Source organism: Natronococcus jeotgali DSM 18795 (assembly GCF_000337695.1).
GTDB classification, from domain to species: domain Archaea; phylum Halobacteriota; class Halobacteria; order Halobacteriales; family Natrialbaceae; genus Natronococcus; species Natronococcus jeotgali.
In genome coordinates this window covers 56,179-82,122 of record NZ_AOIA01000128.1, presented here as the reverse complement: position 1 = coordinate 82,122, position 25,944 = coordinate 56,179, and the positions used below count along the sequence as shown (strand labels likewise).

Here is a 25,944-nt window from a genome sequence, read left to right as displayed (position 1 = left end):
GCCCCGTCGCCCGCCCTCGGGCGCGCTCGAGGCGACGACGATCAGTCCCGTCCGACCCCGAGGACGTCCCGCCAGCGGATCGACAGCCGACCGACGCGGGCGAGTTCGGGGTGGTCGTCGAAGGGGGTCGACGACCCGCGGCGGGCCCGCCACCACCGCTCGTGGACCGCGTTGATTCGAACCGGGATCGTCTCGAGCCCCACCAGCCGCGCGGTCACGAGCCGGTGGAAGCCACAGGAATTGAACACGAGCGCCCCGTCGCGGCCGACGTTGACCGCCACCTGGTCGTACCTGTCGGCGGTGCGTTCGGTCCCCGGGTCGCCGCGGCTCGTCTCGACGCCGCGTTTCCGGATCGAGTCGAACAGCTCGTCGAGGTATGCGCCGTAGCCGTAGTCGGCGTAGAACTCGGCCTCTCGCTCGGGGTAGCCACACTCGCGCAGGCGCTCGCGGGTGAGCTCGTCCGCGTCGATCTCGCCCTCGTAGTAGCCACGGAGCAGCCGGTACTTCGGGCTCTCGGCCAGCGGTTTCGCCCGCAAGTCCCACGGCCCGTCCTTCACCCGGCCGGCGCACCGATACTTGGTCAACACCGCGTACTCGAGGTAGGTCTCGATCGCGCCGGGATCGGTCCGACAGATCGGAAACGGCGGGAACGTCGGTCCCGTGATCGAGGACGGGAGCGCGTCCCTGAGCTTCAGCCGGAGGAGGTTCCTGTCGATCATCTGGGAGCGGACCGACGCGATCCCGCTTTCGCACCGCGTCGGTCCGGGACCGGGCGGGACTCGCGCTCGGCGACGTTCACGGCTCGAGTAGCGCCTCCAGTCCCATAGCTCCCGGTGGTCGTCCGCGGGCCGCTCGGAGTCGTCCGTGGAATCCGATCGCGGACCCCTCGCGGAAGCGACAGGTTGAATACGGCGGGGAGATCCCACACTGTATGCGCGTCAGCGTCGTGATCCCGACCTACGAGCGACCCGGCTTCCTCGAGGGGGCCGTCCGGACCGCGCTGGCCCAGACGTGCGACGACCTCGAGGTGGTCGTCGTCGACGACGGCTCCGAGCGAGCCTACGCCCGGGAGGTCGTCGCGACGTTTCCGGACCGCGTGAGCTGCGTCGAACACGACGAGAACCGGGGGCTCTCCGCGGCGCGCAACACCGGGATCGAGCGCGCGAGCGGGGAGTACGTTGCTTTCCTCGACGACGACGACCGCTGGCACGAGACCAAGATCGAGCGCCAGGTCGAACGGATCGAGGCCGACGACCGCCCCGGACTGGTGACCTGTCTCTCCGTGTCGGTCTCCCCCGAGGGGGAGGTCATCCACGTCGAGCGCGACGCGCCCGACGGCGACCTCGCGGAGCCGATCCTGCGGAAGAACCTGATCGGCTCGCCCTCGCGGGTCCTCGTCCGCGCGTCCGTCCTCGAGGACGTCGGCGGGTTCGACGAGGACCTTCCGACCAAGCAGGACTGGGACCTGTACATCAGGCTCTGCCAGCGCCGACGGGTCGGCGCGGTCCGCGATCACCTCTGCTTTCGAACCGCCCACGAGAGCATGTCCAGCTCGCCGACGGCCGTGACCCGGGACTACCGGGCCGTCCTCGAGAAACACGAGGATCTGATCCGCGAGCGGGGCTACTGGACGTCGGCGAAGGCGGCCATCGCCGAGCGCGCCGGGCGGGCCTACCTCGAGTACGGCGAGTTGCGAAACGCCCGCAACGCGCTCCAGGCGTCGGTCTCGGCCGAGCCGACGAAACGCCGGGCGGGGCTGCTGGCGCTGTCGTACACGCACTCGGCGGTGGTTCGGTCGGCCGTCGCCGCGACGCGGTACCTGCGATCCAAGCGCGGTCCCGACGCCTTCGAGTACGGGGAGCGTCTCGACGGCGTCGCCGGCGCGTCCCCCGATCGACGGATTTAGGGTTCTGATCGGAAACCCCTCGAGTCGTATGCCTCGCGTCCTCGCGGTCCTCGCACACGTCAGCGCGACGACCTTCTCCGCCGAACTCTCCGAGGCGCTGGCGGCGATCGACGACCTCGAGGTGACGATCGTCTCCTACTACGACGCCTCGAGCGCGGAGACGGCGATGGCGCCCGACACCGCCGTCGACCTCGTTGCGCTCGGCGCGTCCTCGCGGTTCGATCCGACCGCGATACGACGGCTCCGGTGGGCGTTGCGGACGCGGTCGTACGACGTGGTTCACACCCACCACAACTTCGTCGGCTCGCTGGCCCGGCTGCTCGCGCCCCGCGGGACGCCGATCGTCGACACCGAGCACGCCGACCACGAGCACCACTACTCGCTGCCGCAGGTGCTGGTCAACGCCGCGACGCTCCCGCGGGCGACCCGCGTCGTGGCCAACTCCGAGCGAACCCTCGAGTCGCTGTCCCGGATCGAGCGGCTCGGACGGGACGACGACCGGTTCGCGGTGATCTACAACGGGATCGACACCGACCGCATCGACCGCGTCCTCGCGGAGTCGACGAACCCCTACGCGATCGACGGGCGACGGATCGCGACGGTCGGGCGGCTGAGCGAGACGAAGAACCAGGCGACGCTCCTCCGGGCGTTCGCGGCGATCGCGGACGACGAACCCGGGACGCGGCTGACGATCGTCGGCGACGGCCCCCTGCGCGAGGACCTCGAGTCGCTCGCGGGCTCGCTGGGGGTTCGGGACCGCGTCGAGTTTGCGGGGTTCGTCGACCGCGAGGACGTCTACCGGATCCTGGCCGCGAGCGACCTCTACGCCCAGCCCTCGCTGTCGGAGGGGTTTTGCGTCGCCCTCGTCGAGGCGATGGCCTGCGGGCTTGCGTCCGTCGTCAGCGACCTGCCCGTGCTTCACGAGGTCGTCGGCGACGCCGGCGTCTTCGTCCCGCCGACCGACGCCGAGGCCGTCGCCGATCGGATGCTGGGGCTGCTCGCGGACGACGGCCGCCGCGCCGAGATCGGACGGCGCGCGACCGAACGCGCCCGCTGCGAGTTCCCGATCGAGGAGACCGCCCGAGCGTACGCCGAGCTGTACGCGGACCTGCTCGAGTCGTAGCCGACTCCGGTGCGACCGGAACCGTTTTCAGCGGGACCGAAAACTAGTCGACCGTGACGGGGGTCGACGACGGCGCGACGGTGGAGTTCTTCGGCGTTCCGGGCGTCGGCAAGTCGACGCTCGCCCGGCGGGCGAGCGAGCGCCTGGCGGCGACGCGGACGGTGACCGAACCGACCTACGAGCTAGCCCACGAGGTCTCGACCGCGACGCGGTACCGCGGGAAGGGGAGGTACGCCGCGTCCGCCCTCGCCCGCCGTCCGCGGCGGGCGCTCGAGGCCGCGCGACTGATCGCCGCCACCGACCAGCCCTCGCGACGAGCGCTGGGGAAGCTGGCGTTCAACTGGCTGTACGTCGACGGTGCGGTCGGCTCGCGGCCCCGTGGGGAGCTGCGGGTGCTCGACCAGGGGCTGGTCCAGGCGGTCTGGTCCGTCGGGCTCGGCGCCGCGCGGGATCGCACTCCGGAGCTGTGCGAGCTGGCCGCCGAGGCGCTCTCGCGGTCGGGCCCCGCGCTGGTCGTGCTCGTCGACGCCGACCCGGAGGCGGTTCGGGAACGGCTCGCCGATCGATCGGACGGGGACACCCGCCTCGAGCCCGACGAGGACTCGGTGCGCGCGGCGTTCGAACTCGAGCGACGCGTGGAGCGACGGTTTCGCGAAGAAGTCGCCGACGCGCCGACCGTCGACGTGCTCCGCGTCGAGAACGAGTCGCGGGCGGACCTCGAGGACGGCGTCGCCGACGTCTGCGACCGCGCGGCGTCGCTGCGGTGACCGGGTGCTCGCTTCGGTCCCCGCGTTACTCCCGCAGCGACCGGAGCGCGCTCGTCGTCGCCTCGACGGTCGTCCGCCAGTCGGCGGCCGGTTCGACGACCCCGCCGTCGCCGCGTGCCGGCCGCGAGAGCTGGTCGCGGATCGCCGCCGCGAACCCGGCGACGTCGCCGACGGGAACGGTGGCGCCGGCGTCGCCGACGACTCCCGAGAGCTGCTCGAGGTCCGAGCAGACGACCCGGACGCCCGCGGCCATCGCCTCGAGAACCGTTCGGGGGACGCCCTCGGTACGGCTCGGCAACACGAGCACGTCCGCGCTGCGGTAGACGCGGGGCATCTCCTCGTAGGGGAGGTGGCCGAGAAAGGAGACGCCGTCGCCGGCTCGCTCCTCGAGGGAGTTCCGCAGCGGCCCGTCGCCACAGACGTACAGCGTCGCGTCCGGGCGGCTCTCGCGCACGCGCTCGACGGCCTCGAGGGCGTCCCCCGGTCGCTTCCCCTCGACCAGCCGGCCGACGAACAGCACGGTCGGCCCCTCGGCGTCGACGCGTTCGCTTTCGGGGCCGCCGGGTCCGAACCGCTCGGTGTCGACCCCGTTCGGGACGACCTCGACCGGGGTCCGAACGCCGATCTCGCGCAGCCGCCGTCGGTCGGTGTCGGTGTAACAGAACGCGAGGTCGGCCCGGTTGAACGTCCACCGCCCGAGCGTTCGGAGGTACCACTCGAAGAGTCGCTCGGGCGCGGTCTGGGAGTAGAGCCCGTGGTTCGTGATCGCGAGCGGGGTCTCACCGAGTCGGCGCTTCAGGGCCGCCAGATTCGTCGAGAAGTACAGGTGCGAGTGGGCGTGGACGACATCGAACCGGCCCTCCTCCCGGAGGTATCGCGCGAGCCCCGCCGAGAGTTCGTTGCCGAGGGGGCTGACCGTCGGCTCGTAGCGGACGACGGTGTAGCCGTCGCGCTCCTCGAGGTGGGGCGCCTCGGGGTCGCGCCGAACCGTCAGCACCGTCACGTCGTGGCCCATCGCCGCCTGATCCCGACTCATCGCGTGCACGTGGTAGGCGCCGCCCCCGCTTACGTCCGGATAGGCCTTCTGGGCGACCCGCAAGATTCGCATCGGTCGATCGGTCTCGGGTAGGTCGAGCGCCATCCGAACCGTCAGTCGCTCCCCGCGAGCGTCGCGAGTCCCTGTTCGAGCGGTACCGTCGGCTCGTACCCGAGTTCGGTCCGGCCCCGCTCGACGTCGGCTCGACTGCGCTGGATGTCGCCGGGGCGGGGGTCGCGGTGGACGATCTCGGAGTTCGACCCGACGACCTCGCGGATCGTCTCGGCCAGTTCCCGGATCGTCACCGACGAGCCGGTGCCGACGTTGAACGCCTCGCCGACCGCGTCGGTCGTCGCCGCCAGCAGGTTCGCCTGCACGACGTCCGAGACGTGGACGAAATCGCGGGTCTGGGTGCCGTCCCCGTCGATCGTGATCGGCTCGCCAGCCCGGGCCTGCTCGAGGAAGACGCCGATGACGGCGCTGTAGTCGCCGCCGACCTGTCCGGGACCGTAGACGTTGAAGTACCGCAGGGAGACCGTCTCGAGGCCGTACAGCTCGTGGTAGAGCCGCGCGTACTCGTCGACGGTCGCCTTCTCGAGGCCGTACGGCGAACTCGGCGCCGTCGGGTGGCCCTCGTCGATCGGCGTGTACTCGGGACGGCCGTAGATCGCCGCGCTCGAGGCGACCACGACGCGGGCGTCTTCGACCCGGGCGCGCTCGAGCAGCGCCAGCGTCCCGTCGACGTTGACCGCGTGGCTCTCGGTCGGAGCGTCGACCGATCGCTCGACGCTGACCAGCGCCGCCTCGTGGAAGATCAGGTCGACCCCGTCGGTCGCCCGCGCGAGAGCGTCGTCGTCTCGGAGGTCGCCCTCGATCAGGCTCGCGTCGGCGGGGACGCGGTCGCGTCGCCCGCTCGAGAGGTCGTCGAGTACTCGTACGTCGTTGTTGTCGACGAGGGCGTCGACGAGGTGGCTTCCGATGAACCCCGCACCTCCCGTCACCAGAATCGTCTCTCCCGTCGGAGGATCCGACATTTGACCTGACATTAGCTGCTACGTACCCCTTCGTCGCCCTCGTTATTTAATCGTTCAGACACGAGATCGACGACGTCGACCGCGACCGACCGTATCTGCCGGACGACGAGCTCGAGGTCCAGCCACAGCGACTGGCGGCGGACGTACTCGAGGTCGCACTCGAGTTTCTTCGCGGGTTCGAATCCGGTGACGTCGTTGATCTGTGCGATCCCCGTCAGCCCCGGCTTGACGAACCAGCGCTTCGACCAATCGATGTCCTCGGTGTCGATCTCGCGGTCGATCTCCGGCCGCTCGGGTCGGGGGCCGACGACGCTCATCTCCCCGGTGAGGATCGCGGACAGCTGGGGAATCTCGTCGAGGTGGGTTTTTCGGAGGACCCGACCGACGCCGGTGACGCGGGGATCGACGCCGCCGGCGTCTTCCTCGCTGAGACGAGCGCCGTCGTCCTCGGCGTCGGCGACCATGCTCCGAAACTTCGAGACGGAGAACGTTCGGCCGAGCGTCCCCGTGCGGATCTGGCTGTAGAGGATCGGTCCCGGGGAGTCCAGCCGGATCGCGAGTACGACCAGTACGATCAGCGGCGCGAGCGCGACCAGCCCGACCGCGGCGAAGGCGATATCGAACGCCCGCTTCGCGAGCCGACCGTACCAGGGCCAGGGTCGGAGCCGGACCCGTACCAGCGAGTCGCCGACGGACCCGCACGCGAGGACGCGGTCGGCCAGCGAGTCGTGGACGAGCGCGTCGACGCCGTGGTGTCGACACGTCCGCAAAACGCCGAAACACTCCTCGCGATCTCCGCGCTCGAACGCGAGGACGACGGTGTCGACGTCGCGCTCCCGGAGGGTTCGCTCGAGTTGCGAGAGGCCTCCGAGGCGGTCGGCGCCGGCGACCATCTCGATTCGGCCCGCGCGCCCGCCACTCGGGAGCCCCCCGTCGGTCGTGACGATCCGCTCGTCGTCCGAACGGCTGGCGACCGACGCTTCGGAGTAGGCCGTCTCGATCGGTCGTTCGGTCATGACGGGCGAGAGAAAGCCAAGCGGTACCACGGGGAGCGAGAGGATCGAGGACTTGATCAGGGCGGGATCGTCGCCGACGACTAGCACCCGATCCGGCTCGTTTCGACGTCGACAGCGTCCGTACCAGGCAGGGAGCGAAACCGCGAGCAGGAACCCCGCAGCGACCGTCGTCGATACGGGCGGAGCGTTCGCGCCGACGGCCGCGAGTCCGATCAGCGCGAGGCAGGCGAGACAGAGCTGTCGCCAGGTGTTCGCGAGCACCGTCGCCGCCGAGCGCGGTCGGGGGGCGTACAGCGGGAGCAGCGCGACGCCGACGACCCCGGCGATCAGCGCCGCCTCGAGGAGTCGCCCGCCGACTCCGGTCGGCGTCTCGGTCGGGACGCTCGCGACGACCCCCGCCGCAAACGCGAGCAGCAGCGTCCCCGCCGCTGCAGCGACTCTGTACTCCCGACCTAGTAACATTCGACATGACTACTCCCCCAGACATCATATTAAACCTTGTGAGACTGTGTAATATATTATTACGTTACAATAAAGACTTTCTATATATCGAAAATTGGGGCTTACATATCAGCTGTCTTAGGACATCGTTAACGGGCGAACGAACCGATCCCGTTCGACGCCCGACGACGAGCGAGGACACGACACCGCCGTCGCGCACGGTTCGAGCAGCGCCGAGCCCCCGTTTCGAGGCCGCGCTGCGAGCGGCGCGAGTCGCGCTGTTTCGGCGAATGCAACTTTCAGTTGCCGTGTTATGTGACCATTACTAACCACAGTGCCGACCAACGAGACGGTATGGATCGACGAACGTTCCTTCTCGGCGCCAGCGTCGCGTTCACGACGATCGCCGGCTGCGGGAGCGCCGACGACGCGGACGCCGACGAACCGAACCAGTCGGAGGAGATGGAGGAGTCGCTCGAGAACGAGGCCGAGAACGAGACTGCGGAATCGGCCGGGAACGAAAGCGACACCTCGGTCGACGATAATTCGTCGGGCGATCGCAACCAGAGCGGGAACGAGAGCGCGACCGAATCGGCGGCGGAGATCCCCGGTTTCGACCCAGCGGCGTTTTCCGTCGACAGCGACGCGCTCACGATCGAGGAGATCACCCGCGACGGCGAGACGGTCACCGTGCGGGCGGAGGCGAACACCCTCGATCGCGAGGAACTCGAGCGCGAACTCGAGGCGGCCGGCCGGACGTTCGTCGACGCGATCGACGACGTCGCGGCGTTCACCGAGGCGGTATCGACCGTCGAGTGGGACATCCGGTACGGCGGGAGCGAGCTCGCGGAGTTTTACATCGAGTCCGAGTGGATCGCAGCCTACGAGGAGGGGGAACTCTCGGAGTCGGAACTGGCCGATCGAATCGCCGGAACGGTGTCGATGGCCTGATCGTTCCGGCGGAGCGAACGGAAATAAACCATATCACGCGATATAGAATCGACAGGAGTTTCCGATCGGATAGGCGCGATGGGCTTCCTTCCCTCCCGCCGCAGTAGCGGGGCCGTCCCGGCTGTGGGCTTCAGGGGGACGGACGGTCGCGACGTTCTTGCCGCCACCGGGGGCACCGGCGGGGGTGGAACCCGAGCGCGAGCGTCGCGACGCGCACAACGGAGCTCGAGCGGGGTATCTCCGAGAGCGACCGACGCCCGATCCGTAACCTCTCGGCGATCGGACGGGTCGAGTCCGCCGAAACGCGTCCTCTCTCCGGACCGGTAGGTAGATCAACGTTCATTACCGTCCGGGCTGAACCGTGCGAACGGATGCCACGATACGCCTGCGCCGAACGGCTCGAGAAACGACCGCAGCGCCCGGAACCGACGACGACCGTCCGTCGGGGGTGGCGGCAGTGACCCGTAACACCACCGAGATCACCGTCGTCGGCGAGGACGTCTCGGGGGTGCTCGCGGAACTCGCGACCGCCCTGCTCGAGCGCGGCGTCGAACTGCTCGAGCTGGATCGGACCGCCCGCGAGGAAACGTCCCGACTGACCGTCCGGGCCGACGCCGGGTCGATGTCGACCTCGCGGTCGACGCTTCGGTCGGAGCTGCGGGCGCTCGGCGACGAACTCGACGTCGACGTGCGGGTCCGCTTCCCCTCGAGCTGCGAGGATCGATCGATCGCCGTCCTGGTCACCAGGGAGAGCCACTGCCTCGAGGCGCTGCTCGAGGCCCGGGCCGAGGGCGAACTCGGCGCGGAGATCGAGGTCGTTATCGGCAACCACGACGATCTGCGTCCGCTCGCCGCCGAGTACGGCGTTCCGTTCCACGATATCGGCGACGAGGACGGCGCCCCCGACGAGGACGAGCTACTGGAACTGCTCGACGAGTACGGGATCGACCTGATCGCGCTGGCCCGGTACATCCAAATCCTCTCCCCGGAGGTCGTCTTCCGGTACGAGGATCGCATCATCAACGTTCACCCCTCGCTGCTGCCCGCCTTCCCCGGTGCGGCGGCCTACCGCCAGGCCCTCGAGGAGGGGGTCCGCGTCGCGGGCGTCACCGCTCACTACGTGACCACCGACCTCGATCAGGGACCGATCATCGCCCAGCGCGCCTTCAACGTGCCGCCCGGGGCGACCGAGGCCGACCTCAAGGCGCGCGGCCAGCCCCTCGAGGCCGACGCCTTACTCGAGGCCGTCCGGCTCCACCTCGAGGACGAACTCGCCGTCGCGGACGGCCGGACGGCACTCGAGCGGCCGGAACGTTCGGGCGCGCAGCTCGGCGCGCCCGAGGAACTGGACCGGGCGAACCCCGACGCGCCGGTCGACGACGGCGAGACGTTCGCCGGCGACGAGCGGGACAGCGCGGCCGTTGCGGACGACTAGCGCCGGTACCGCCGTTCCGTTCTGCGACCCGCGTTCGTCGGTCTCGAGCGAGCCGTCTCCCGTTCGGTTTCGGCACCGTCCGCACCACGTTCAGTCGGGAATATTACATATCGTGGACTGAAACTCACGCTCGCAAGATACTTACTCTGGGTTCCCGCTACTCGTCGTATGGCGTTCGACCAGCCACTCGACCGGACAGCGCCGAGCGTTTCCGACGCCATCGATCGCGAACGCGATCGTCAGGAGTCGACGCTCGGGATGATCGCATCGGAGAACCACGTCTCGGCGGCCGTCCTCGAGGCCCAGGGCAGCGCGCTGACGAACAAGTACGCGGAGGGGTACCCCGGCGAACGGTACTACGGCGGCTGCGAACACGTCGACACCGTCGAGGAGGAGGCGATCGAATCGGCGAAGGCGCTGTTCGGCGCCGACCACGTCAACGTCCAGCCCCACAGCGGGACCCAGGCGAACATGAGCGTCTACTTCGCCGCCCTCGAGCCCGGCGATACCATCCTCTCGCTGTCGCTGTCACACGGCGGCCACCTGAGCCACGGTCACAGCGTCAACTTCTCCGGGCAACTCTACGACGTCGAGCAGTACGAGGTCGACCCCGACACCGGGTACATCGACTATGACGAGCTCGAACGGCAGGCCCGCGAGACCGAGCCCGCGATGATCGTCAGCGGCTCGTCGGCGTACCCCCGCGAGTTCGACTACGAGCGCATCGGTGAGATCGCCGAGACCGTCGACGCCTCCCACCTCGCAGACATCGCCCACGTGACGGGGCTCGTCGCCGCCGGCGTCCACGCCTCGCCCGTCGAGCACGCCGACTTCGTCACCGGGAGCACCCACAAGACTATCCGCGCGGGGCGGGGCGGGATCGTCATGTGCGACGAGGAGTACGCCGACGCGATCGACTCGGCGGTCTTCCCCGGCGCGCAGGGCGGGCCGTTGATGCACAACGTCGCCGGGAAGGCCGCCGGCTTCGCGGAGGCCCAAAGCGACGCCTTCGAGCGCTACGCCGAGCAGGTCGTCGCGAACGCGCAGCGACTCGCCGAGGGTTTCCGCGAGCGCGGACTCGCGCTCGTCAGCGACGGGACCGACAAACACCTCCTGCTCGTCGACCTCCGGGAGTCCCACCCCGAGCTCACCGGGAAGGAGGCCGAATCGCTACTGAGCGACGTCGGGATCGTCGTCAACAAGAACAGCGTTCCCGGCGAGACCCGGTCGCCGATGGTCACGAGCGGGATCCGCGTCGGCACCCCCGGACTGACCACGCGCGGATTCGAAGCGCGGGAGATGGAGACCGTCGCCGACTGCATCGTCGACGTCCTCGACGCGCCCGAGGACGAGGCGGTCGCCGACCGCGTCGCCTCGCGGGTCGACGAACTCTGCGAGGCGCATCCGATCTACGGTTGACATTCTCCCCGCCCTGAAGGGCGAGGATTCCCGCGTTGGGATATTGTGGTTTACGACGTGACCCGTTCTTGAGGTGCGAACGCACCAGTTTCCTTGTCAAACAGGAACGTCGATGGCTGTGCCAACCAGCCGTTACTCCTATCGCCGCCATCCGTGGCGGGACTCGGAGATACTTTCTGTCGAATGTTCTCCGCACCGTTCACATCTGCGTTCGCCACCATACCACACTCATCGCAGATGTACAGCCCACGTTCAACACGATTCGCGTCGCGCTTGCAACCACAACACGAACACGATTTCGAGGTATCTCGCTCGGATACCTCCTCAACCGAGATGCCTTCCATCTCTGCTTTGTATTCGAGGAGGTCGGTGAATCGCTCGAACGCCCACGAGTGCAGGTCGAGGTTGCCGTGCTTGCCCCAGTTCTTCGACTCACCGTTTTCCTCGTCTTCGCGGATACCGGAGAGGTCGCCAACCACAATCGTTCCAACACCCTCCTCAACACACCGCTGAACGATGTGTTTCGAGAGGGTATGGAAGTAGTGGGTGCGCCGTCGAGACTTCTTTTGGTTCAACCGCGTGGCCTGCTCGGAGTCGGAGTCGTCACAGCGAGCGATACACTTACTGAAATAGTAGTCGTCCTGCTTCAAGCAATTCAACGGGTACAGCTCGCTGTGACCGTCTTCGTAGGCGAGTGCAGCGAAGTTGTTGATACCGAGGTCAACACTCACCGTCTTCTCACCGGGTGCTTCAGCCACCTCGATTTCAACTTTGCACACGAAGTGTAGTTCCCACTCGTCACCCGTCCAAACTGTCCGAACCTGTTGTATGCTCTCCACGGTAGAGAGGTCAACGTCGGGTCGGGTCTGGTATTCGCAGAGGACGAAATCCGACCAGTACTCTTTCAAGTTCGAACCTTTGGAGAGTCGGACTCGGTTGTACTGAGTATCGAGTTTGAAGCCTTTGTTCTTGAATGTGACCGTTGAACGCGGGTGTTCGTCTCCGTGTTTTCGGTAGCCGGGTGGGTTCGCTCTCGTGTCTCCGTTGCGTCGTTTACCGTACCAGCCGTTGAACGCCTCAGCGAGTTCTTGAAGGACTCGCTGACTTGACTGAGAATGAAGGTCATCGTAGCGTTCGTGCGACTTGAGGTACGCGGTGAGTTCGTCGTGTTCAGGGATGTAGTCGATTTCATCCCAGACTCGACTGATTGTCCACCGTCCGACGTTCCAGAGTTTCGAAGCTGAGAACCCGAGCGAATCAAGGTCGTCAGACACCTGTTGCTGGTTTCTGATGGACGCAGTGTAGGTGCGAGTGACGACCTGTTTCGCCATACGTAACCTATGTAGACAAACCTACTTGAGAGTATGGATTGCGCAGCGTGGAATATCCAGCCGTGCCATCGGGCAGTGGGTTGCGTAGTTTATTGTCGGATTCATCCCCGCCCTGAAGGGCGGGGCTTTCTCCTTGAACTCTCGTAACCGAGGCGATCGCCTCGAGGCACGGTCTCGAGGCGGTTCGCGAGTAGTCTCCGGGGAGCCGCCGAACTCCCGGCGAGTCGTCTACGCCGTCGATTCCGTTTTCGGACGCCGACTCCCGCGCGAAGCGACTTCGCCGGGGATCGTTCGTCCGGTTTCCGGCTCAGTCGTCGGACGGATCCATCGACTCCGTTTCGCTCTCGGGGGCCGTCGCCTCGAGGTCGGAGGTGCCGATCGAGAGCTCGTCTTCCTCCCGCAAGAACAGGGGCCGTCGGGCGCCGCAGGCGGCGACCATCGAGACGGCCGCGAGCAGGGCGATGATCGAGAACGGGCCGCCGGTGATGATCGCGGCCTGCTGGAGGGCGTCGACGCCGCCGGTGACCATCAGCAGGGAGGCCAGCGCCCCGATGAGGGCGCCCCAGATGACGCGATTAATAGTCGAGGGTTCCTCGGCACCCCCCGTGGTCAGCATGCCGAGCGCGAGCGTCGAGGAGTCGGCCGAGGTGACCAGAAACGTCGTCACGAGCACCAGAAACAGCACGGTCAGGAGCTCGCCGAGCGGCAGCGCCTCGAACAGCGGGTACCCCGACCCCGCCTCGCCGAGCTCGCTGACGATCGTAAGGATGTCGGCGCGTCCGCTCTCCTGGAGGAAGATCGCCGTTCCGCCCATCGTCGCGAACCACGGCACCGTGATCCCGGTCGAGGCGATCACGCCCGTCACGGCGACCTGGCGGACCGTCCGGCCCCGCGAGATCCGCGCGATAAAGAGGCCGACGAACGGCGTCCAGGAGAACCACCAGGCCCAGTAGAAGATCGTCCAGTCGCCGACCCACTGGGCGACGCCCGCGCCGCCCTCGGCTCCGGAGCCGGTGTAGAAGCTCATCGTGATGAAGTCGTTGACGTAGGCGCCAAGCGCCTGGGTCCCCATCGACATGATCTGGGTCGTCGGCCCGAGCAGGAACGTCGCGACGGTCACGAGCGCGAACAGCACCATGTTGAAGTACGAGAGCCGCTGGATCCCCTTCCGGATGCCCAGCGAAACCGAGAGCGTGAACGCGACGGTGAGTCCCGTGATCACCGCCACGGTGCCGGCGTCGCCGACGCTCGCGCCCGTCGTCCACTCGATGCCGACGAGGAACTGGCTCCCGACCAGTCCGAGCGTCGTCGCCACGCCGCCGATCGTGGCGAACACCGCCAGGACGTCGATCGCCTTCGCGAGCGGGCCGTCGAGGTTCTCGAGGCCGACCCACGGCGCGATCACCGTCGAGATGCGAAGCGGCGCGTCGTACCGGTAGGCGTAGTACGCGATCGGCAGGGCCATGACCACGTAGGCGGTCCAGGCGGAGACGCCCCAGTGGAAGAAGGTGTACTGGATCGCGCCGACCGCGGCCTCCGAAGACCGGGCCTCGGCGCCGACGAACGGCGAGACGGCGTCGTAGTGGAAGACGGCCTCGGCGGGTCCCCAGAACACGATCCCGGCGGCGATCCCCGCCGAGTACAACATTGCGAAGTACGCGGGGAAGGAAAACTCCGGCCGCTCGCCGTCGCCGCCGAGTTTGATGTTTCCCCACGGGCCGAAGATCAGGAACCCGACGAACGCGACGAGGACGAACATCGCGACCAGGTACCACCACCCCGCGGTGGTCCACAGGACGTCGTTTACCGCGGCCATTTGCTCCGACGCGGCGTCGGGCCGCAACACGAACGCCAGCACGGCCGCGGCCGCGATGGCGAATCCGACGACGAACACCGCGACGTCGAGTTCGTCGACGAACCGCCCCAGCGGTCCGGTCGAATCAGCTCCCGCCACAGGCTCTCACCTCCGCCCCCCGGATCGGTCGGGGTGGTCGGTCGATCGGGTCGTTCGTCGTCCGGTGCTCGGCGTCGTCAGTCCGGTGCGTTGGTCTGTCATGCTCGCTGTGGTTTCGCTTCGGTTTCGTTCGGCGGTCGTTCGCGATTCGTCGGATCCGCGCTCGAGGGCCTCGAGAGTGGCCGGCGCTACTCCCGGTTGACGTCCTCGACGTCGTACCCCTCGGCCTCGATGCTGTCGATGATCGCCGCGGCGTGTTCGATCCCGCTGGTTTCGATCTGGAAGACGAGGTAGGCCTCGCCGACGTTGAGCTCCTCGACGGCCCGGTCGTGGCGGACGGTCTGGATGTTCGCGCCGTGGTCGGCGATGATCCCCGAGAGCTCGGTCATCTTGCCCGGCATGTCGTCGATCTTCACGCGCAGGCGCAGGATCTGGCCCCGCCCGGTGAGCGCGTGGATCAACACGGTCTGGAGCATCGTCATGTCGAGGTTGCCGCCACACAGCAGCGGCATGACGGTCTCGCCCGCGACGTCCAGGTCGTCGCCAAGCAGCGCCGCGACCGACGCCGCGGCCGCGCCCTCGACGACCTGTTTCGCTCGCTCGAGCAACAGGAGGATCGCGTCGGCGATCTGGGAGTCGGTGACGGTGACGACCTCGTCGACGTGGGCCTCGATGAGCCCCAGCGTCAGCTCGGAGATCCCCCCGGTGGCGATCCCGTCGGCGATCGTGTCCACCTCCTCGAGCGTGACGGGGACGCCCTTGTCGAGGCTCTCGTGGACGGTCTGGGCGCCCGTGGCCTGGACACCGACGACCCGCGTCTCGGGGGAGAGGTGATCGAGCGCCGTCGAGATCCCGCCTATCAGCCCGCCCCCGCCGATCGGGACGATGACGGTGTCGACCTCGGGTAGGTCCTCGTGCATCTCGATCCCCAGGGTGCCCTGCCCGGCGACGATCGCGGGATCGTCGTAGGCGTGGACGAACTCCCCGCCGTTGTCCGCCGCGTAGGACTTGGCGTACTCCATGGCCTCCTGGAAGTCCCGGCCGACGAGTTCGACCGTCGCGCCGTAGCTCCGAGTCGCGTCGATCTTCGCCTGGGGGGCGTGTCTGGGCATGACGATCGTCGAGTCGGCGCCACAGTTGGTCGCTGCCAGCGCGACGCCCTGGGCGTGGTTGCCCGCGCTGGCGGCGACGAACTCGTCGGCGCCCTCGGCGACCGCCTGACTGATCTTGTTGTACGCGCCGCGGGTCTTGAACGAGCCCGTCCACTGGAGGTGTTCCATCTTCAGGTACACCTCGGCGTCGACCAGCTCCTCGAGGGACGTGGATCGCTCGATCGGCGTACGCTTGACGACCGTCTCGTCGGTCAGGCGCTCGCGCGCCCGCTCGATGTCCTCGTACTCTACCTCGGGTTCGCGTTTCCGTGATTCAGTCATGGTCTGGTATCGACGGTCTACCGAATAATCTTGTCCCGGCCGGGGTCGAACAGCGGCTCGTCCCGGACCGTCGCGTCGTAACTCCTGCCCTCGCAGTCGATCCGGACCGACGTCCCGGCGTCGGCGTACTCGTCGGGCAGGTAGGTGTACGCGATCGACTCGCCGACGCTGTAGCCGTAGTCGCCGGCCTGGACGTAGCCGAGGGTTTCGCCGTCCGTGGAGACGGGACGCCCGCCGAGCATCACGTCGCTCGAGTCGTCGAGGGTGAGGCAGGCGACCCGGTTGTCGATCCCCGACTCTTTGGCCTCGAGCAGCGCCTCCTTCCCGACGAAGTCGGTGTCGAGATCGACCGCGAACGGGAGTCCCGCCTCGTAGGGATTGACGTCCGTGTCGACGTCGGTCCCCCACAGCCGGAACCCCTTCTCGAGGCGCATCGATTCGACCGCCCCGGCGCCCATGGGACGCACGCCGAGATCCTGGCCGGCCTCCCAGAGGGTGTCCCAGAGCTTCCCCCCGTACTCCGTGGGCGTCCACAGCTCCCAGCCGAGTTCGCCGACGTAGGAGAGGCGCAGGGCGATGACGGGGACGTCGCCGACGTAGATGCGCTTCCCGCTGAAGTACGAGAAGTCGTCGTTCGAGAGGTCCGCGTCGGTCGTCCGCTGGAGGAGCAATCGCGCGTTGGGCCCCCAGAGACCGATCGTGCTCCGCGCGGACTCCTCGACCGTGACCGAGACCGTCTCGGGGGCGTGGGACTCGAGCCAGGCGCCGTGGATTCCCGGCGAGTTCCCCCCGCCGGTGGTCACCACGAACTCCTCCTCGTCGAGGCGAACGACGGTGAGGTCCGCGAGGACGGTCCCGCCCTCGTTGAGCATCGTCGTGTAGCGGACCTGGCCGATCGAGAGATCCATGTCGTTGCTACAGACCCGCTGGAGGAACTCGTCCGCGTCGCTGCCCTCGACCACGATCGAACTGAACGTCGTCATATCGAACATCGACACCTTCTCGCGGGTGTGGAGGTGTTCGGCGCCCTCGATCGGGGAGCGGTTGATGCCCTGCCAGCCGTCCTGCTCGGGGATGCGGTCCTCGTACGTCGAGACGAGGTCGGCGTTGGACTCGTACCACTGGGGGGTCTCCCAGCCGCCGCTCTGGTAGAACTCCGCGTCCAGTTCCTGCTGGCGGTGGTAGAACGGACTCGTCCGGAGCCCGCGGCGATCGGCCGGCTGCCAGCGGGGCTCGACGATGCTGTAGACCTGCTGGTAGCGCATCCCGCCCCGATCCATGAAGTAGTCCTTGTTGCCCGCGTGCGGTTCGAATCGGTTAACGTGGATGGCGCTCGTGCCGACGGGGCCCGACGGGAGCCGCGGCACGCCCGTCTCCATCCACTCGGCGAGGATCTTCCCGTAGCCCCCGGAGTGGGTCCACCAGATGGCGAGCCCGGTCCAGAGCCCGTCGACCTGCGCAGTTTCGCCGAGTACGGGCATCCCGTCCGGCGTGTAGACGAAGATCCCGTTCTCGGTCGCATCGAACCCCTTATCGGCCGTTGCGGGCAGCAGCTCGTCGAACGCCTGCTTCGGCGACTTCTCGCGGTCCGGATGGGTCGCCCGCGTCCAGTGCTTTTCCGTGAAACTGTGAACCGACGCCTGGCTCTCCTCGGAGTTCGACCCCATCTCGTCGGGGTCGACCACCAGCGGCTCGTGGTTGTACGAGCCCAGCCCGTACCCCTCGCCGTGGGTCCGGAAGTACAGCGAGTTGTCCTGGTCGCGTCCGACCGGGCGGTCCGGCGGCTGGGCCATCGACTCGGTGATCTCCCGGTCGCCCGGGATCTCGAGCCCGGTGACGGCGTCCTCGGCCCGTTCGTTGCCCCGCAGCTCCTCGAGGGGTTCGGTGACGACGTACTGGTGTTCGACCGGGGCGATCGGCAGGTCGACGCCCGCCAGCTGCCCGGTCTGGTAGGCCCAGTTGTTCGTCGCGAGCACGCAGCGGTCGCACTCGATGCGGCCGCGGTCGGTTTCGACCGCCCGTATCTCCCCGCTTTCGACCTCGAGATCCGTCACCTCGGTGTGACCGAAAAACGCCGCCGGCGTCGTCTCGAGGTACCACTGGAGCGCGTCGGTGCCGGCGACCTGGCCGTCGGTCGGGGAGTAGTATCCGCCGAGGATCTCCTCCTCGTCGACCAGCGGCAGCCGTTCGGTTACCGCCTCGAGCTCGAGCAGCTCCGGCTCGGGCAGGCCGTACGACCTCGCCCACTCGACGCGACGCCGGAGGAAGTCCATCCGTTCCTCCGAGCGGGCGAGCTCGATCCCGCCGGTCTCGTTGTAGACGCCGGCTTCCTTTAGCAGTCGGGTCGTGTAGTGGGCCGTCTTCGTCTGGAGCTTCGACGGCGAGGTCTGGAACATGATCCCGGGCGCGTGGGTCGAGGATCCGCCCGTCACCGGCAGGGGACCCTTGTCGAGGACGACGACGTCCTCGGCGCCCAGTTCGGTCAGGTGGTAGGCGACGCTGCACCCGACGGCCCCGGCGCCGACGATCACCGTCTCGGCGCTCGACGGCAAGGTGTCTGTGCTCATATGCCACACTGTGTGCGGGTCGGTCCCATAAGTGCATCGGTCAACCGTCGGAAACGCGACGAGCGGGCGGATCCCGGGGTTCGAACGACCGACGTCCCACAACAGGTCAGATATTATACGTATTGCGATCGAAGGGGCGACGCGCGGGTACGACAGCCACGCGGGGCCCGTCTCGAGAACTCGCCGCTGCACCGTCGGAGGGCGGCGCGCTCGTCGTCGAACCGCGTCCCGGACGGAAGTCGGCGTCTCCCGCGCTCCCGGCCTCGAGGCCGCCGCCCGCCGCTTCGGGCGGAGCCGCGTACCGGCGCAGTTCGCCGATCGCGCGACCGGGGATAAAACCCACAACAATTCCCCGCGAACCTACTTTACGTACGTTCCCCAACAGTCGGGCGGCGCCTGGCGATAGGTGCTCTGCCACGCAGAGGGGATGCGCTCCCATCGCCTCTCACCCATAGCACGGTTTTCGTCCCGCGTCCGTTCGGAACGGCTGCCATCGAACTCGAGCGTATCGACGCACCCGGCAGCGCCGCTACTCGCCGGCGCAGGTCGAAAAAGCGTCGGCCGCCGAGTTACAGCAGCGGTTCCTCCCGCACCGTCGCCGCGTAGCGCTCGCCCTCGTGGAGGATCTCGACGTCGGTTCCCGGCTCGGCGTACTCCGGGGGGAGGTAGGCGTAGGCGACGCAGGCGCCGACGGTGTAGCCGTACTCGGCGCTGTGGACGTACCCCAGCGACTCGTCGCCGTCGAGGACGGGTCGGTCCTCGAAGACGACCGCCTCCTCGTCGTCCAGCGTCAGGCAGGCCACCTCGTGGTCGATCCGTTCTCCCTCCGCGGCCTCGACGACCGCCTCCTTCCCGATGAAGTCGGTCTCGAGGTCGACGGCGAAGCTCAACCCGGCCTCGTAGGGGTTGTGCTCGGTGTGGAGGTCCGCCCCCCACAGCCGGAACCCCTTCTCGAGGCGCAGGGAGTCGAGCGCGCCGTTGCCGTACGGCCGGAGGTCGTGATCCTGGCCGGCCTCCCAGAGGTGCTCCCAGAGCTGGTCGCCGTACTCGCTTGGCGTGTACAGCTCCCAGCCGAGTTCGCCCGCGTAGGAGAGACGCAGTGCCCGCACCGGGACGTTCTTCACGAATAGCTCCTGGGTGGTGTAGAACGGGAACGCCTCGTCGGAGAGGTCCGCTCGCGTCACCTCGCTCAGCACGTCGCGGGCGTTCGGCCCCGTGAGGACGAACGAGGTGAGCTCGGAGGTAACCTCCCGGACCGTGACGTCCGCGGGGGCGTGGTTCTCGACCCAGGCGACGTGGTTCTGGCCGACTTCCCGCCCCGTGGTGAGCACGAGGTAGCGGTCCTCGTCGGTCCGGGTGACGGTGACGTCGGCGCGGACGCCGCCCTCCTCGTTGCACAGGAGGGTGTACCGGATCTGGCCGACGTCGATATCCATGTCGTTGGTACACAGGTACTGGAGGAACTCGTCGGCGCCCTGCCCGCTGACCTCCAGCTTGTTGAACGAGGTCATGTCGTGGATGCCGACCTCGTTGCGCACGTGCAGGGACTCGGCACCTTCGATCGGCGACCAGTACTTCGCCTCCCAGCCGTCCCGCTCGGGGACGTCCTCGCCGTAGCGCGCCAGCAGGTCGGCGTTGGAGTCGAACCACTGGGCCTCCTCCCAGCCGGCCTCGGCCCACAGCTCGGCGTCGAGTTCCTGGAGCTTGTGGTAGACCGAGCTGCGGCGGATGTCCCGCTGGTGGTCCGTCCAGGTCCACTTGGGGTGGACGATGTTGTAGACGATCCGGTACTCCTCGCCGCCGATGTCGCGGGCGAAGTCCCAGCTACCCTCGTGGCGCTGGAACCGGTTGACGTTGCAGTGCGAGAGGTCGATCGGCCCGTCGGGTAGCTTCGGAGCGCCCGTCTCCATCCACTCGGCCAGCGCCCGCCCCGCGCCGCCGGCGTGGGTGACCCAGATGGCCGCGGCGGTCCAGAGCCCGTCGTACTCCTGGACGGGACCCATCACCGGGAGGCCGTTCGGCGACTCCGCGAACATCCCGTTGTACTTGTGCTCGAGTTCCTTTCCCGCCGTGGCGGGCAACAGCTCGTCGCTGGCCTGGCGGGGCGCCTTGTCCGGGCGGTCGGGGTGGGTCGGGTTGTTCAGGTGGTAGTCGGAGAACTCGTGGACCGACCCCTGGTCGCCGTCCTCGTCGTTGCCGCCCAGCTCCTGGGGGTCGGGGACGAGCGGTTCGTGGTTGTACGAGCCGATCCCGTAGGCGTCGCCGTGGGTCCGGAAGTACAGCGCGTTGTCCTGATCCCGGAGGATCGGCCGATCCGGGTTCGCGAGCAGGCGGTCGGCCCGCTCGCCGGAGACCTCGCGGTAGTTCTCGTACACCGGGTCCTCGGTGACGTCCCGCTCGTTCGAGAGCACCTCGAGGGGTTCGGTGATCGTGTACTGGTGTTCGACCGGGGTCACGGGCAGGTGAACGCCGAGCTGCTCGCCCAGCTGGCGCGCCCAGATGTTCGTCGCGATCACGACCTCGTTGCAGTCGATCTCGCCGTGTTCGGTGACGACGGCCCGCACCTCGCCGTCCTCGACCGCGACGTCCTCGGTCCGGGTGTGGGGGACGAACCTCGCGCCCCGGTCCATCGAGGCCTTCGCTAGCGCGGCGCAGGCCTTGACCCCCGAGACCTGGCCGTCGGTCGGCGAGTAGTACCCGCCCTGGATGACGTCGCTATCGACCAGCGGCAGTTTCTCCTCGACCTCCTCCGGCGAGAGGATCTGGGGGTCCGGAATCCCCCACGCGGTGCCGTTTTCGACCCGGCGTTGGAGGAAGTCCATCCGCTCGTCGGTCCTGGCGACCTCGATCCCGCCCGTCTCGCTGTAGAGCTGGTTGCCGTCCTCGTCCTCGAGCCGCGAGTACAGCTTGCGGCTGTAGTTCGCGAACTTGGTCAGCACCTTCTCCTCGGCGGTCTGGAACATGATCCCCGGCGCGTGACTCGAGGACCCGCCCGTGGTCGGGAGCGGTCCCTGATCGACGACGACGACGTCCTCGCGTCCGAACTCGGTCAGGTGGTACGCCGCGCTGCAGCCGACGATGCCGGCGCCGACGATGACGGTGTCGGCCTCGGCCGGCAGACTATCGTGAGTGTCCATCTCTCGCATCGATATGCCGTCGGGGATCAAATATAGTTATCGCCCCGCCGCAGTATTCCACCGACTGATACGTCAGTTGATACGTGGAGGTTCGCCGTGCGGTCTCCCGACGCGCCGCGGCGTCGCCCGTTCCGACGGTGGAGACGTCCGTTCGTCGGCGACCGAGTCGGGCGCTTCCTGACGGTCTATATGAAGGGAGGGAGTATTCCCCACTCAATCTTACCCCCAACCGCGTCCAAGCGTAGCCAAGCTATGAGGGTAAGTGACTTGATTGATATCCTCTCCCAAATAACCGACCGGTACGAGTCGGACGGCGGGTCGGTTCGGGAGGTCGACGCGACGGTCTCCGGGCGCCACGACGGGCCGAGCGCCACGATCGACGTCGTCGTTCCTCCCCGCGGATCCGGACCGCGAACCGACGCGGCTCCCGAAGCCGCGCGCCTCGAGGACGACGGAACGTTGCGACTCGAGTTTCCCGCGTCGGCCCTGCCCGCGATGGAGGAGTACGCCCCCGACGGCGTCGCCGTCGCCGCAGACGGCGTCCGCGTAACCGACGACGGCGACGTCGTCGCGACGTTCGCCGTCGGGTTCGAGGACGGAGCGCCGACGGCGAGCGAGACCGTGCCGTCGTCGGGGCTCGCGACGGCCGACGCCGGGAGCGAAGTCGGGTCCGAGGCCGATTCCGAGACGGACCTCGATCCCGAGGTCGCGCGTGCGCTCGAGAGCGCCCGCGACGAGGACCTGCCGCCCTACGAGGACGTCGCGTACCTCGAGGAGCTGTACGAGTCCTTCGACACGTTCGCCGAGATGGCCGCCGTCCTCGAGATGGACGTCGCCGTCGAGACCGTCCGCCGGTACATGATCGACGCCGGGGTCCACGATCCGGTTTCCTACGACGTCGACGCCGCGGACGAGAGGACGGACGCGACCGCGACCGGGACCGACCGACCGTCGGCGTCCGCGGGCGACCCGGAGTCCGACCCGAGCCGCGAACCCGACGAGGCCGCCGATCCGATCGAGCGCCTTTCGACGGAGCGACTTGCCGCGGACGGCCTCGGGCTCCCGGAGGGGGTCGACCTCGAGGACCTGATCGAGGCCGTCGAGTCCGCGATGACGCTGCGCGACGTCTGTCGTCGGCTCGAGCTCGAGCGCGAGCCCGCCCGCGAGCTGCTGGCGCAGCTCGACCTGCTCGATCTGGTCGTCAGGCGGGTCTACGCGTCCAGCGAACCCGAGGCAGGGCCGTCCCGGGAGACGATCGCCGAGCGCATCCGCGGCAGCGCCGACCGACCACAGACGCGATCGGAGCGACGCGGCGACCCCCGGCCCGCGCTCTCGTAGCGCCGTCCGCGGGCGGATTCGGCCCGGATGGTTCGCATCCCGAAATCAACCGTCTAGACCACTCTCCGAACTTTTTCGCCGGTCTCAGTGTCTTTCGGCTTCGGAGGGGGGATACTTATTGATGTTCAGTAGCACGGGTGAACGACTTTTAGTAGTCGTTGTGTTGGTGATACCGTATGTCACAGCGGGACGACTCGCAACCCCCAGCGGCGAGTGAGGACGGCACGGAGCGGTCGAACGCGGTATCGGCACGACGACTCACCGGTCCCGGATCCCTCGAGCGCGAGAAGGAGGCGGTCTTCGGGCGGTACTGGGTGTACGTCGGCCACGCCGACAGCATCCCGGAGCCGGGCCAGTTCTTCACCCGGAACGTCGGCGACCGACAGCTGATCGTCGTCCGCGGCCACGACGACGAGGTGAAGGCGTTCGACAACGTCTGCGCTCACCGCGGGTCCAAGATGGTCGAGGACACGCCGATGACCGACCCCGGCGGCGGGGGACGGATCCAGTGTCCGTACCACCTCTGGACCTACGACCTGGACGGCGACCTCCGGAGCACGCCCAAGAGCTTCGAGGACGCGAGCCTGAATCCCGACCTCGACAGCGGCGAGGTTCAGGAGTTCGACTGCGAGGCCAACGGGCTGAACGACGTTCGCGTCGACACGGTCGGCCCGCTCGTGTTCGCGAACCTCGGCGACGATCCGCCGTCGCTGGCCGAGCAGGTCGGCGCCGCCGCGGATCGCCTCGAGTCGCTGCCCCTCGAGGAGTACGAGCACGGCCGGCGGATCGTCTCCGAGGTCGAATGCAACTGGAAGCTGTTCGCCGCCGTCCACTTCGACGGGAGCGAGGAGCGCGACGCTGACGGCACGCTCGCGGTCGACGATCACGGCTGGACGGTCGAGCGCGCCGCCGACGGGGACGGGAGCGAGGACCGGCGCCCGGACGGGCTGGAGGCGCAGTTTCACTACTGCTGGCCGAACGTCGCGATCGACGTCTACGAGGACGTCGACGGCTACGCCACCGTCGCCCTCGACCCGGTCGGCCCCGACCGGGTTCAGCTGATCGCGGACTACTACTTCCGGGACGGCGACCTCTCGGAAGCCGAGCGCGAACTGGTTCGGACGACCCGCCAGCGCCGGGCCGAGGACGCCGAGCGCGCCGAGCGCCGGCGGACGGGTCTCGAGGGCGGCGCGTCGGACCGACTCGGATCGAACGATCGCACCGGCGCCGAGCTCCGACGGCTCGCCCAGGAGGCCGACGACGCGTAACCATGAGCGAGCAACGACACCCACCCTACGCCGCGAGCTGTCCGGACTGCGACGTCGACCTCGAGAGCGACGCGCCCAACGAGATCGTCGACTTCTACCGGCGCCACCACCGGGTGACGGGCCACGACGTGGCGTTCACGCGGATCGACCCCGCGCTCGGCGAGGCGGTCGACGAGGACGACCTCGACGAGGTCTACACCCTCGCGGACGTCGTCGCCCAGCTCGAGGGCGAGTACGACGACGGCGCGCCGATCGGCGCCGTCGCGGCGGCGATGAGCGAGCGGGGGACGTCCCTCGGGGAGACGCTCGAGGAGGTCCACGAGATCCGCATGAACGGCGCGCTGTACGAACCGCGAGACGACCACCTGCGCGCGTTCTGATCGTCGCCCCGCGTCGGCTCCGCCGTCCCACCTCGCGGACCGTTCTCTCGACGACCGTCGATCGCCCCGCGAGCCGCGGGAACGACGTTCCGACGGCGCGGAGGCAGTGTGGCGAGCGGTTCCGACGTGGGGCCGACCGCCGGTCTCGCGGCGCCCGCCATATAAGGGTACGATATATATCAGGTGAACTTCTTTGGTGGACTCTCCCGATCGTGTGAGTATATGACGCAGTGGGAGCAGGCCAGAACGGAGACGGTAAGCCCGGACATCACCGAACCGACGAACGCCCTGCCGGCGCGGTACTTCACCGATCCCGAGATCTTCGAGCTGGAGAAAGAGAAGATCTTCGGGCAGTACTGGGTGTACGCCGGCCACGCGAACACCATCGCCGACCAGGGACGATACTTCACCCGGACCGTCGGCGACCGCGAGCTCGTCGTCCGACGCGGCGAGGACGGCGACGTCCGCGCGTTCGAGAACTTCTCGGCGCGGACGGGCGAACCCGTCGTCGACGAAACCCCGATGACCGACGCCGGACGCGTCGACGCGACCGAACTCGAGGACGCCGAGGAGGTCCGCGTCGACAGCATCGGCCCCCTGCTCTTCGTGAACCTGAGCGACGACCCGATGGCGCTGGCCGAGCAGGCCGGTGTGATGAAGGAGCGACTCGAGGCGTTGCCCCTCGGGGAGTACGAGCACGGCTGCCGGATCGCCTCGGAGGTCGAGTGCAACTGGAAGGTGTTCGCGGGCAACTACTCCGAGTGCGATCACTGCCAGGCCAACCACCAGGACTGGATCAAAGGGATCGAGCTCAACGACTCCGAGCTCGAGGTCAACGACTACCACTGGGTGCTCCACTACACCCACGACGCGGAGGTCGAGGACGAGCTCCGGATCCACGACGCCCGCGAGGCGCAGTTTCACTACCTCTGGCCGAACTTCACGATCAACATGTACGGCACCGCCGACGGCTACGGCACCTACATCATCGACCCGATCGACACCGGTCGCTTCCGGCTGATCGCGGACTACTACTTCCGGGACGGCGACCTCTCCGAGGAGGAACGCGAGTTCGTCCGCACGAGCCGCCAGCTCCAGGAGGAGGACTTCGAGCTCGTCGAGCGCCAGTGGGCGGGACTGAAAACCGGCGCGCTCGCGCAGGCCCAGCTCGGCCCGAACGAACACACCGTCCACAGGCTCCACCAGCTCGCACAGGAGGCCTACGACGCGTAGGGTGACACGCCGTCGGGGACTAACGCACCGCCCCGGTGTTCTCCCCCGTGTCGGACGTGTGACATCCCGTGTTTCAGCGAACGGGATTACGAACGTATGGGTGTAAATAGCAGCCGCAGCCGTCGATCTCGTCCGACCGGTCGGACGGAGCGACCGCGCGCACCGGGAATGCCGA

The 25,944-nt window shown here is 68.1% G+C and carries 19 protein-coding genes; 10 read left to right on the top strand and 9 right to left on the bottom strand.

From position 1 onward, the window contains the following. Nucleotides 1–41 precede the first annotated feature (41 nt). Entirely contained in the window at nucleotides 42–719 is a 678-nt protein-coding gene (locus C492_RS15035; protein WP_008425099.1) for a hypothetical protein, read from the bottom strand. Nucleotides 720–931: 212 nt separating this feature from the next. Here C492_RS15035 and C492_RS15030 point away from each other — a divergent pair, with 212 nt between their 5' ends. The 3 genes from C492_RS15030 to C492_RS15020 are packed head-to-tail and all read left to right on the top strand — an operon-like array spanning nucleotide 932 to nucleotide 3,796. Beyond that, complete coding sequence (locus C492_RS15030) at nucleotides 932–1,906, top strand: glycosyltransferase family 2 protein (protein WP_008425096.1); 975 nt, start codon at nucleotides 932–934, stop codon at nucleotides 1,904–1,906. 28 nt (nucleotides 1,907–1,934) lie between these two features. Next, complete coding sequence (locus C492_RS15025) at nucleotides 1,935–3,029, top strand: glycosyltransferase (RefSeq protein ID WP_008425093.1); 1,095 nt, start codon at nucleotides 1,935–1,937, stop codon at nucleotides 3,027–3,029. 53 nt (nucleotides 3,030–3,082) lie between these two features. After that, nucleotides 3,083–3,796, top strand: coding sequence for an AAA family ATPase (locus C492_RS15020; protein WP_008425090.1), 714 nt, complete (start codon nucleotides 3,083–3,085; stop codon nucleotides 3,794–3,796). Between the two features lie 25 nt (nucleotides 3,797–3,821). Here the strand turns inward: C492_RS15020 and C492_RS15015 are convergent, their stop codons facing one another. Genes C492_RS15015 through C492_RS15005 form a run of 3 tightly spaced genes read right to left on the bottom strand, consistent with a single transcriptional unit; the run spans nucleotide 3,822 to nucleotide 7,344 of the window. Next, the gene (locus C492_RS15015) at nucleotides 3,822–4,904 is read right to left on the bottom strand and encodes a glycosyltransferase family 4 protein (protein WP_049893120.1); all 1,083 of its coding nucleotides are present in this window, start codon (nucleotides 4,902–4,904) and stop codon (nucleotides 3,822–3,824) included. Between the two features lie 41 nt (nucleotides 4,905–4,945). Then, complete coding sequence (locus C492_RS15010; RefSeq protein WP_008425086.1) at nucleotides 4,946–5,866, bottom strand: NAD-dependent epimerase/dehydratase family protein; 921 nt, start codon at nucleotides 5,864–5,866, stop codon at nucleotides 4,946–4,948. Nucleotides 5,867–5,877: 11 nt separating this feature from the next. Next, entirely contained in the window at nucleotides 5,878–7,344 is a 1,467-nt protein-coding gene (locus C492_RS15005; protein WP_008425084.1) for a sugar transferase, read from the bottom strand. 333 nt (nucleotides 7,345–7,677) lie between these two features. Between C492_RS15005 and C492_RS15000 the strand changes: the two genes are divergently transcribed. The 3 genes from C492_RS15000 to C492_RS14990 all read left to right on the top strand — a co-directional run bounded on the left by C492_RS15000 (nucleotide 7,678) and on the right by C492_RS14990 (nucleotide 11,128). Further along, on the top strand, nucleotides 7,678–8,274 hold the full coding sequence (locus tag C492_RS15000; RefSeq protein ID WP_008425081.1) for a hypothetical protein: 597 nt from the start codon (nucleotides 7,678–7,680) through the stop codon (nucleotides 8,272–8,274). Between the two features lie 457 nt (nucleotides 8,275–8,731). Further along, on the top strand, nucleotides 8,732–9,709 hold the full coding sequence (locus C492_RS14995; RefSeq protein ID WP_008425079.1) for a formyltetrahydrofolate deformylase: 978 nt from the start codon (nucleotides 8,732–8,734) through the stop codon (nucleotides 9,707–9,709). 168 nt (nucleotides 9,710–9,877) lie between these two features. After that, complete coding sequence (locus C492_RS14990) at nucleotides 9,878–11,128, top strand: serine hydroxymethyltransferase (RefSeq protein WP_008425077.1); 1,251 nt, start codon at nucleotides 9,878–9,880, stop codon at nucleotides 11,126–11,128. A gap of 50 nt (nucleotides 11,129–11,178) precedes the next feature. Here C492_RS14990 and C492_RS14985 read toward each other — a convergent pair whose 3' ends face one another. The 5 genes from C492_RS14985 to C492_RS14965 form a co-directional block, all read right to left on the bottom strand. Next, nucleotides 11,179–12,459: an RNA-guided endonuclease InsQ/TnpB family protein gene (locus C492_RS14985; RefSeq protein ID WP_008425074.1), complete on the bottom strand. Its 1,281-nt coding sequence runs from the start codon at nucleotides 12,457–12,459 to the stop codon at nucleotides 11,179–11,181. A 307-nt stretch (nucleotides 12,460–12,766) separates the two neighbouring features. Next, nucleotides 12,767–14,413: a BCCT family transporter gene (locus C492_RS14980; RefSeq protein ID WP_008425072.1), complete on the bottom strand. Its 1,647-nt coding sequence runs from the start codon at nucleotides 14,411–14,413 to the stop codon at nucleotides 12,767–12,769. 188 nt (nucleotides 14,414–14,601) lie between these two features. After that, nucleotides 14,602–15,846: a threonine ammonia-lyase gene (gene ilvA, locus C492_RS14975; protein WP_008425070.1), complete on the bottom strand. Its 1,245-nt coding sequence runs from the start codon at nucleotides 15,844–15,846 to the stop codon at nucleotides 14,602–14,604. 17 nt (nucleotides 15,847–15,863) lie between these two features. Beyond that, nucleotides 15,864–18,413: a GcvT family protein gene (locus C492_RS14970; RefSeq protein ID WP_008425068.1), complete on the bottom strand. Its 2,550-nt coding sequence runs from the start codon at nucleotides 18,411–18,413 to the stop codon at nucleotides 15,864–15,866. A 569-nt stretch (nucleotides 18,414–18,982) separates the two neighbouring features. Beyond that, nucleotides 18,983–21,550, bottom strand: a complete 2,568-nt coding sequence (locus C492_RS14965) for a GcvT family protein (protein WP_008425066.1) — start codon at nucleotides 21,548–21,550, stop codon at nucleotides 18,983–18,985. A gap of 252 nt (nucleotides 21,551–21,802) precedes the next feature. Here C492_RS14965 and C492_RS14960 point away from each other — a divergent pair, with 252 nt between their 5' ends. The 4 genes from C492_RS14960 (at nucleotide 21,803) to C492_RS14945 (ending at nucleotide 25,769) form a co-directional block, all read left to right on the top strand. Further along, on the top strand, nucleotides 21,803–22,888 hold the full coding sequence (locus C492_RS14960; RefSeq protein ID WP_049893108.1) for a hypothetical protein: 1,086 nt from the start codon (nucleotides 21,803–21,805) through the stop codon (nucleotides 22,886–22,888). 176 nt (nucleotides 22,889–23,064) lie between these two features. Beyond that, a complete protein-coding gene (locus C492_RS14955) occupies nucleotides 23,065–24,156 on the top strand; it encodes an aromatic ring-hydroxylating oxygenase subunit alpha (protein WP_008425062.1) in 1,092 nt (363 codons plus the stop codon). Nucleotides 24,157–24,158: 2 nt separating this feature from the next. Beyond that, nucleotides 24,159–24,536, top strand: coding sequence for a hypothetical protein (locus C492_RS14950; protein WP_008425060.1), 378 nt, complete (start codon nucleotides 24,159–24,161; stop codon nucleotides 24,534–24,536). A 222-nt stretch (nucleotides 24,537–24,758) separates the two neighbouring features. Then, nucleotides 24,759–25,769, top strand: coding sequence for an aromatic ring-hydroxylating oxygenase subunit alpha (locus C492_RS14945; protein WP_008425057.1), 1,011 nt, complete (start codon nucleotides 24,759–24,761; stop codon nucleotides 25,767–25,769). Nucleotides 25,770–25,944: the final 175 nt, after the last annotated feature.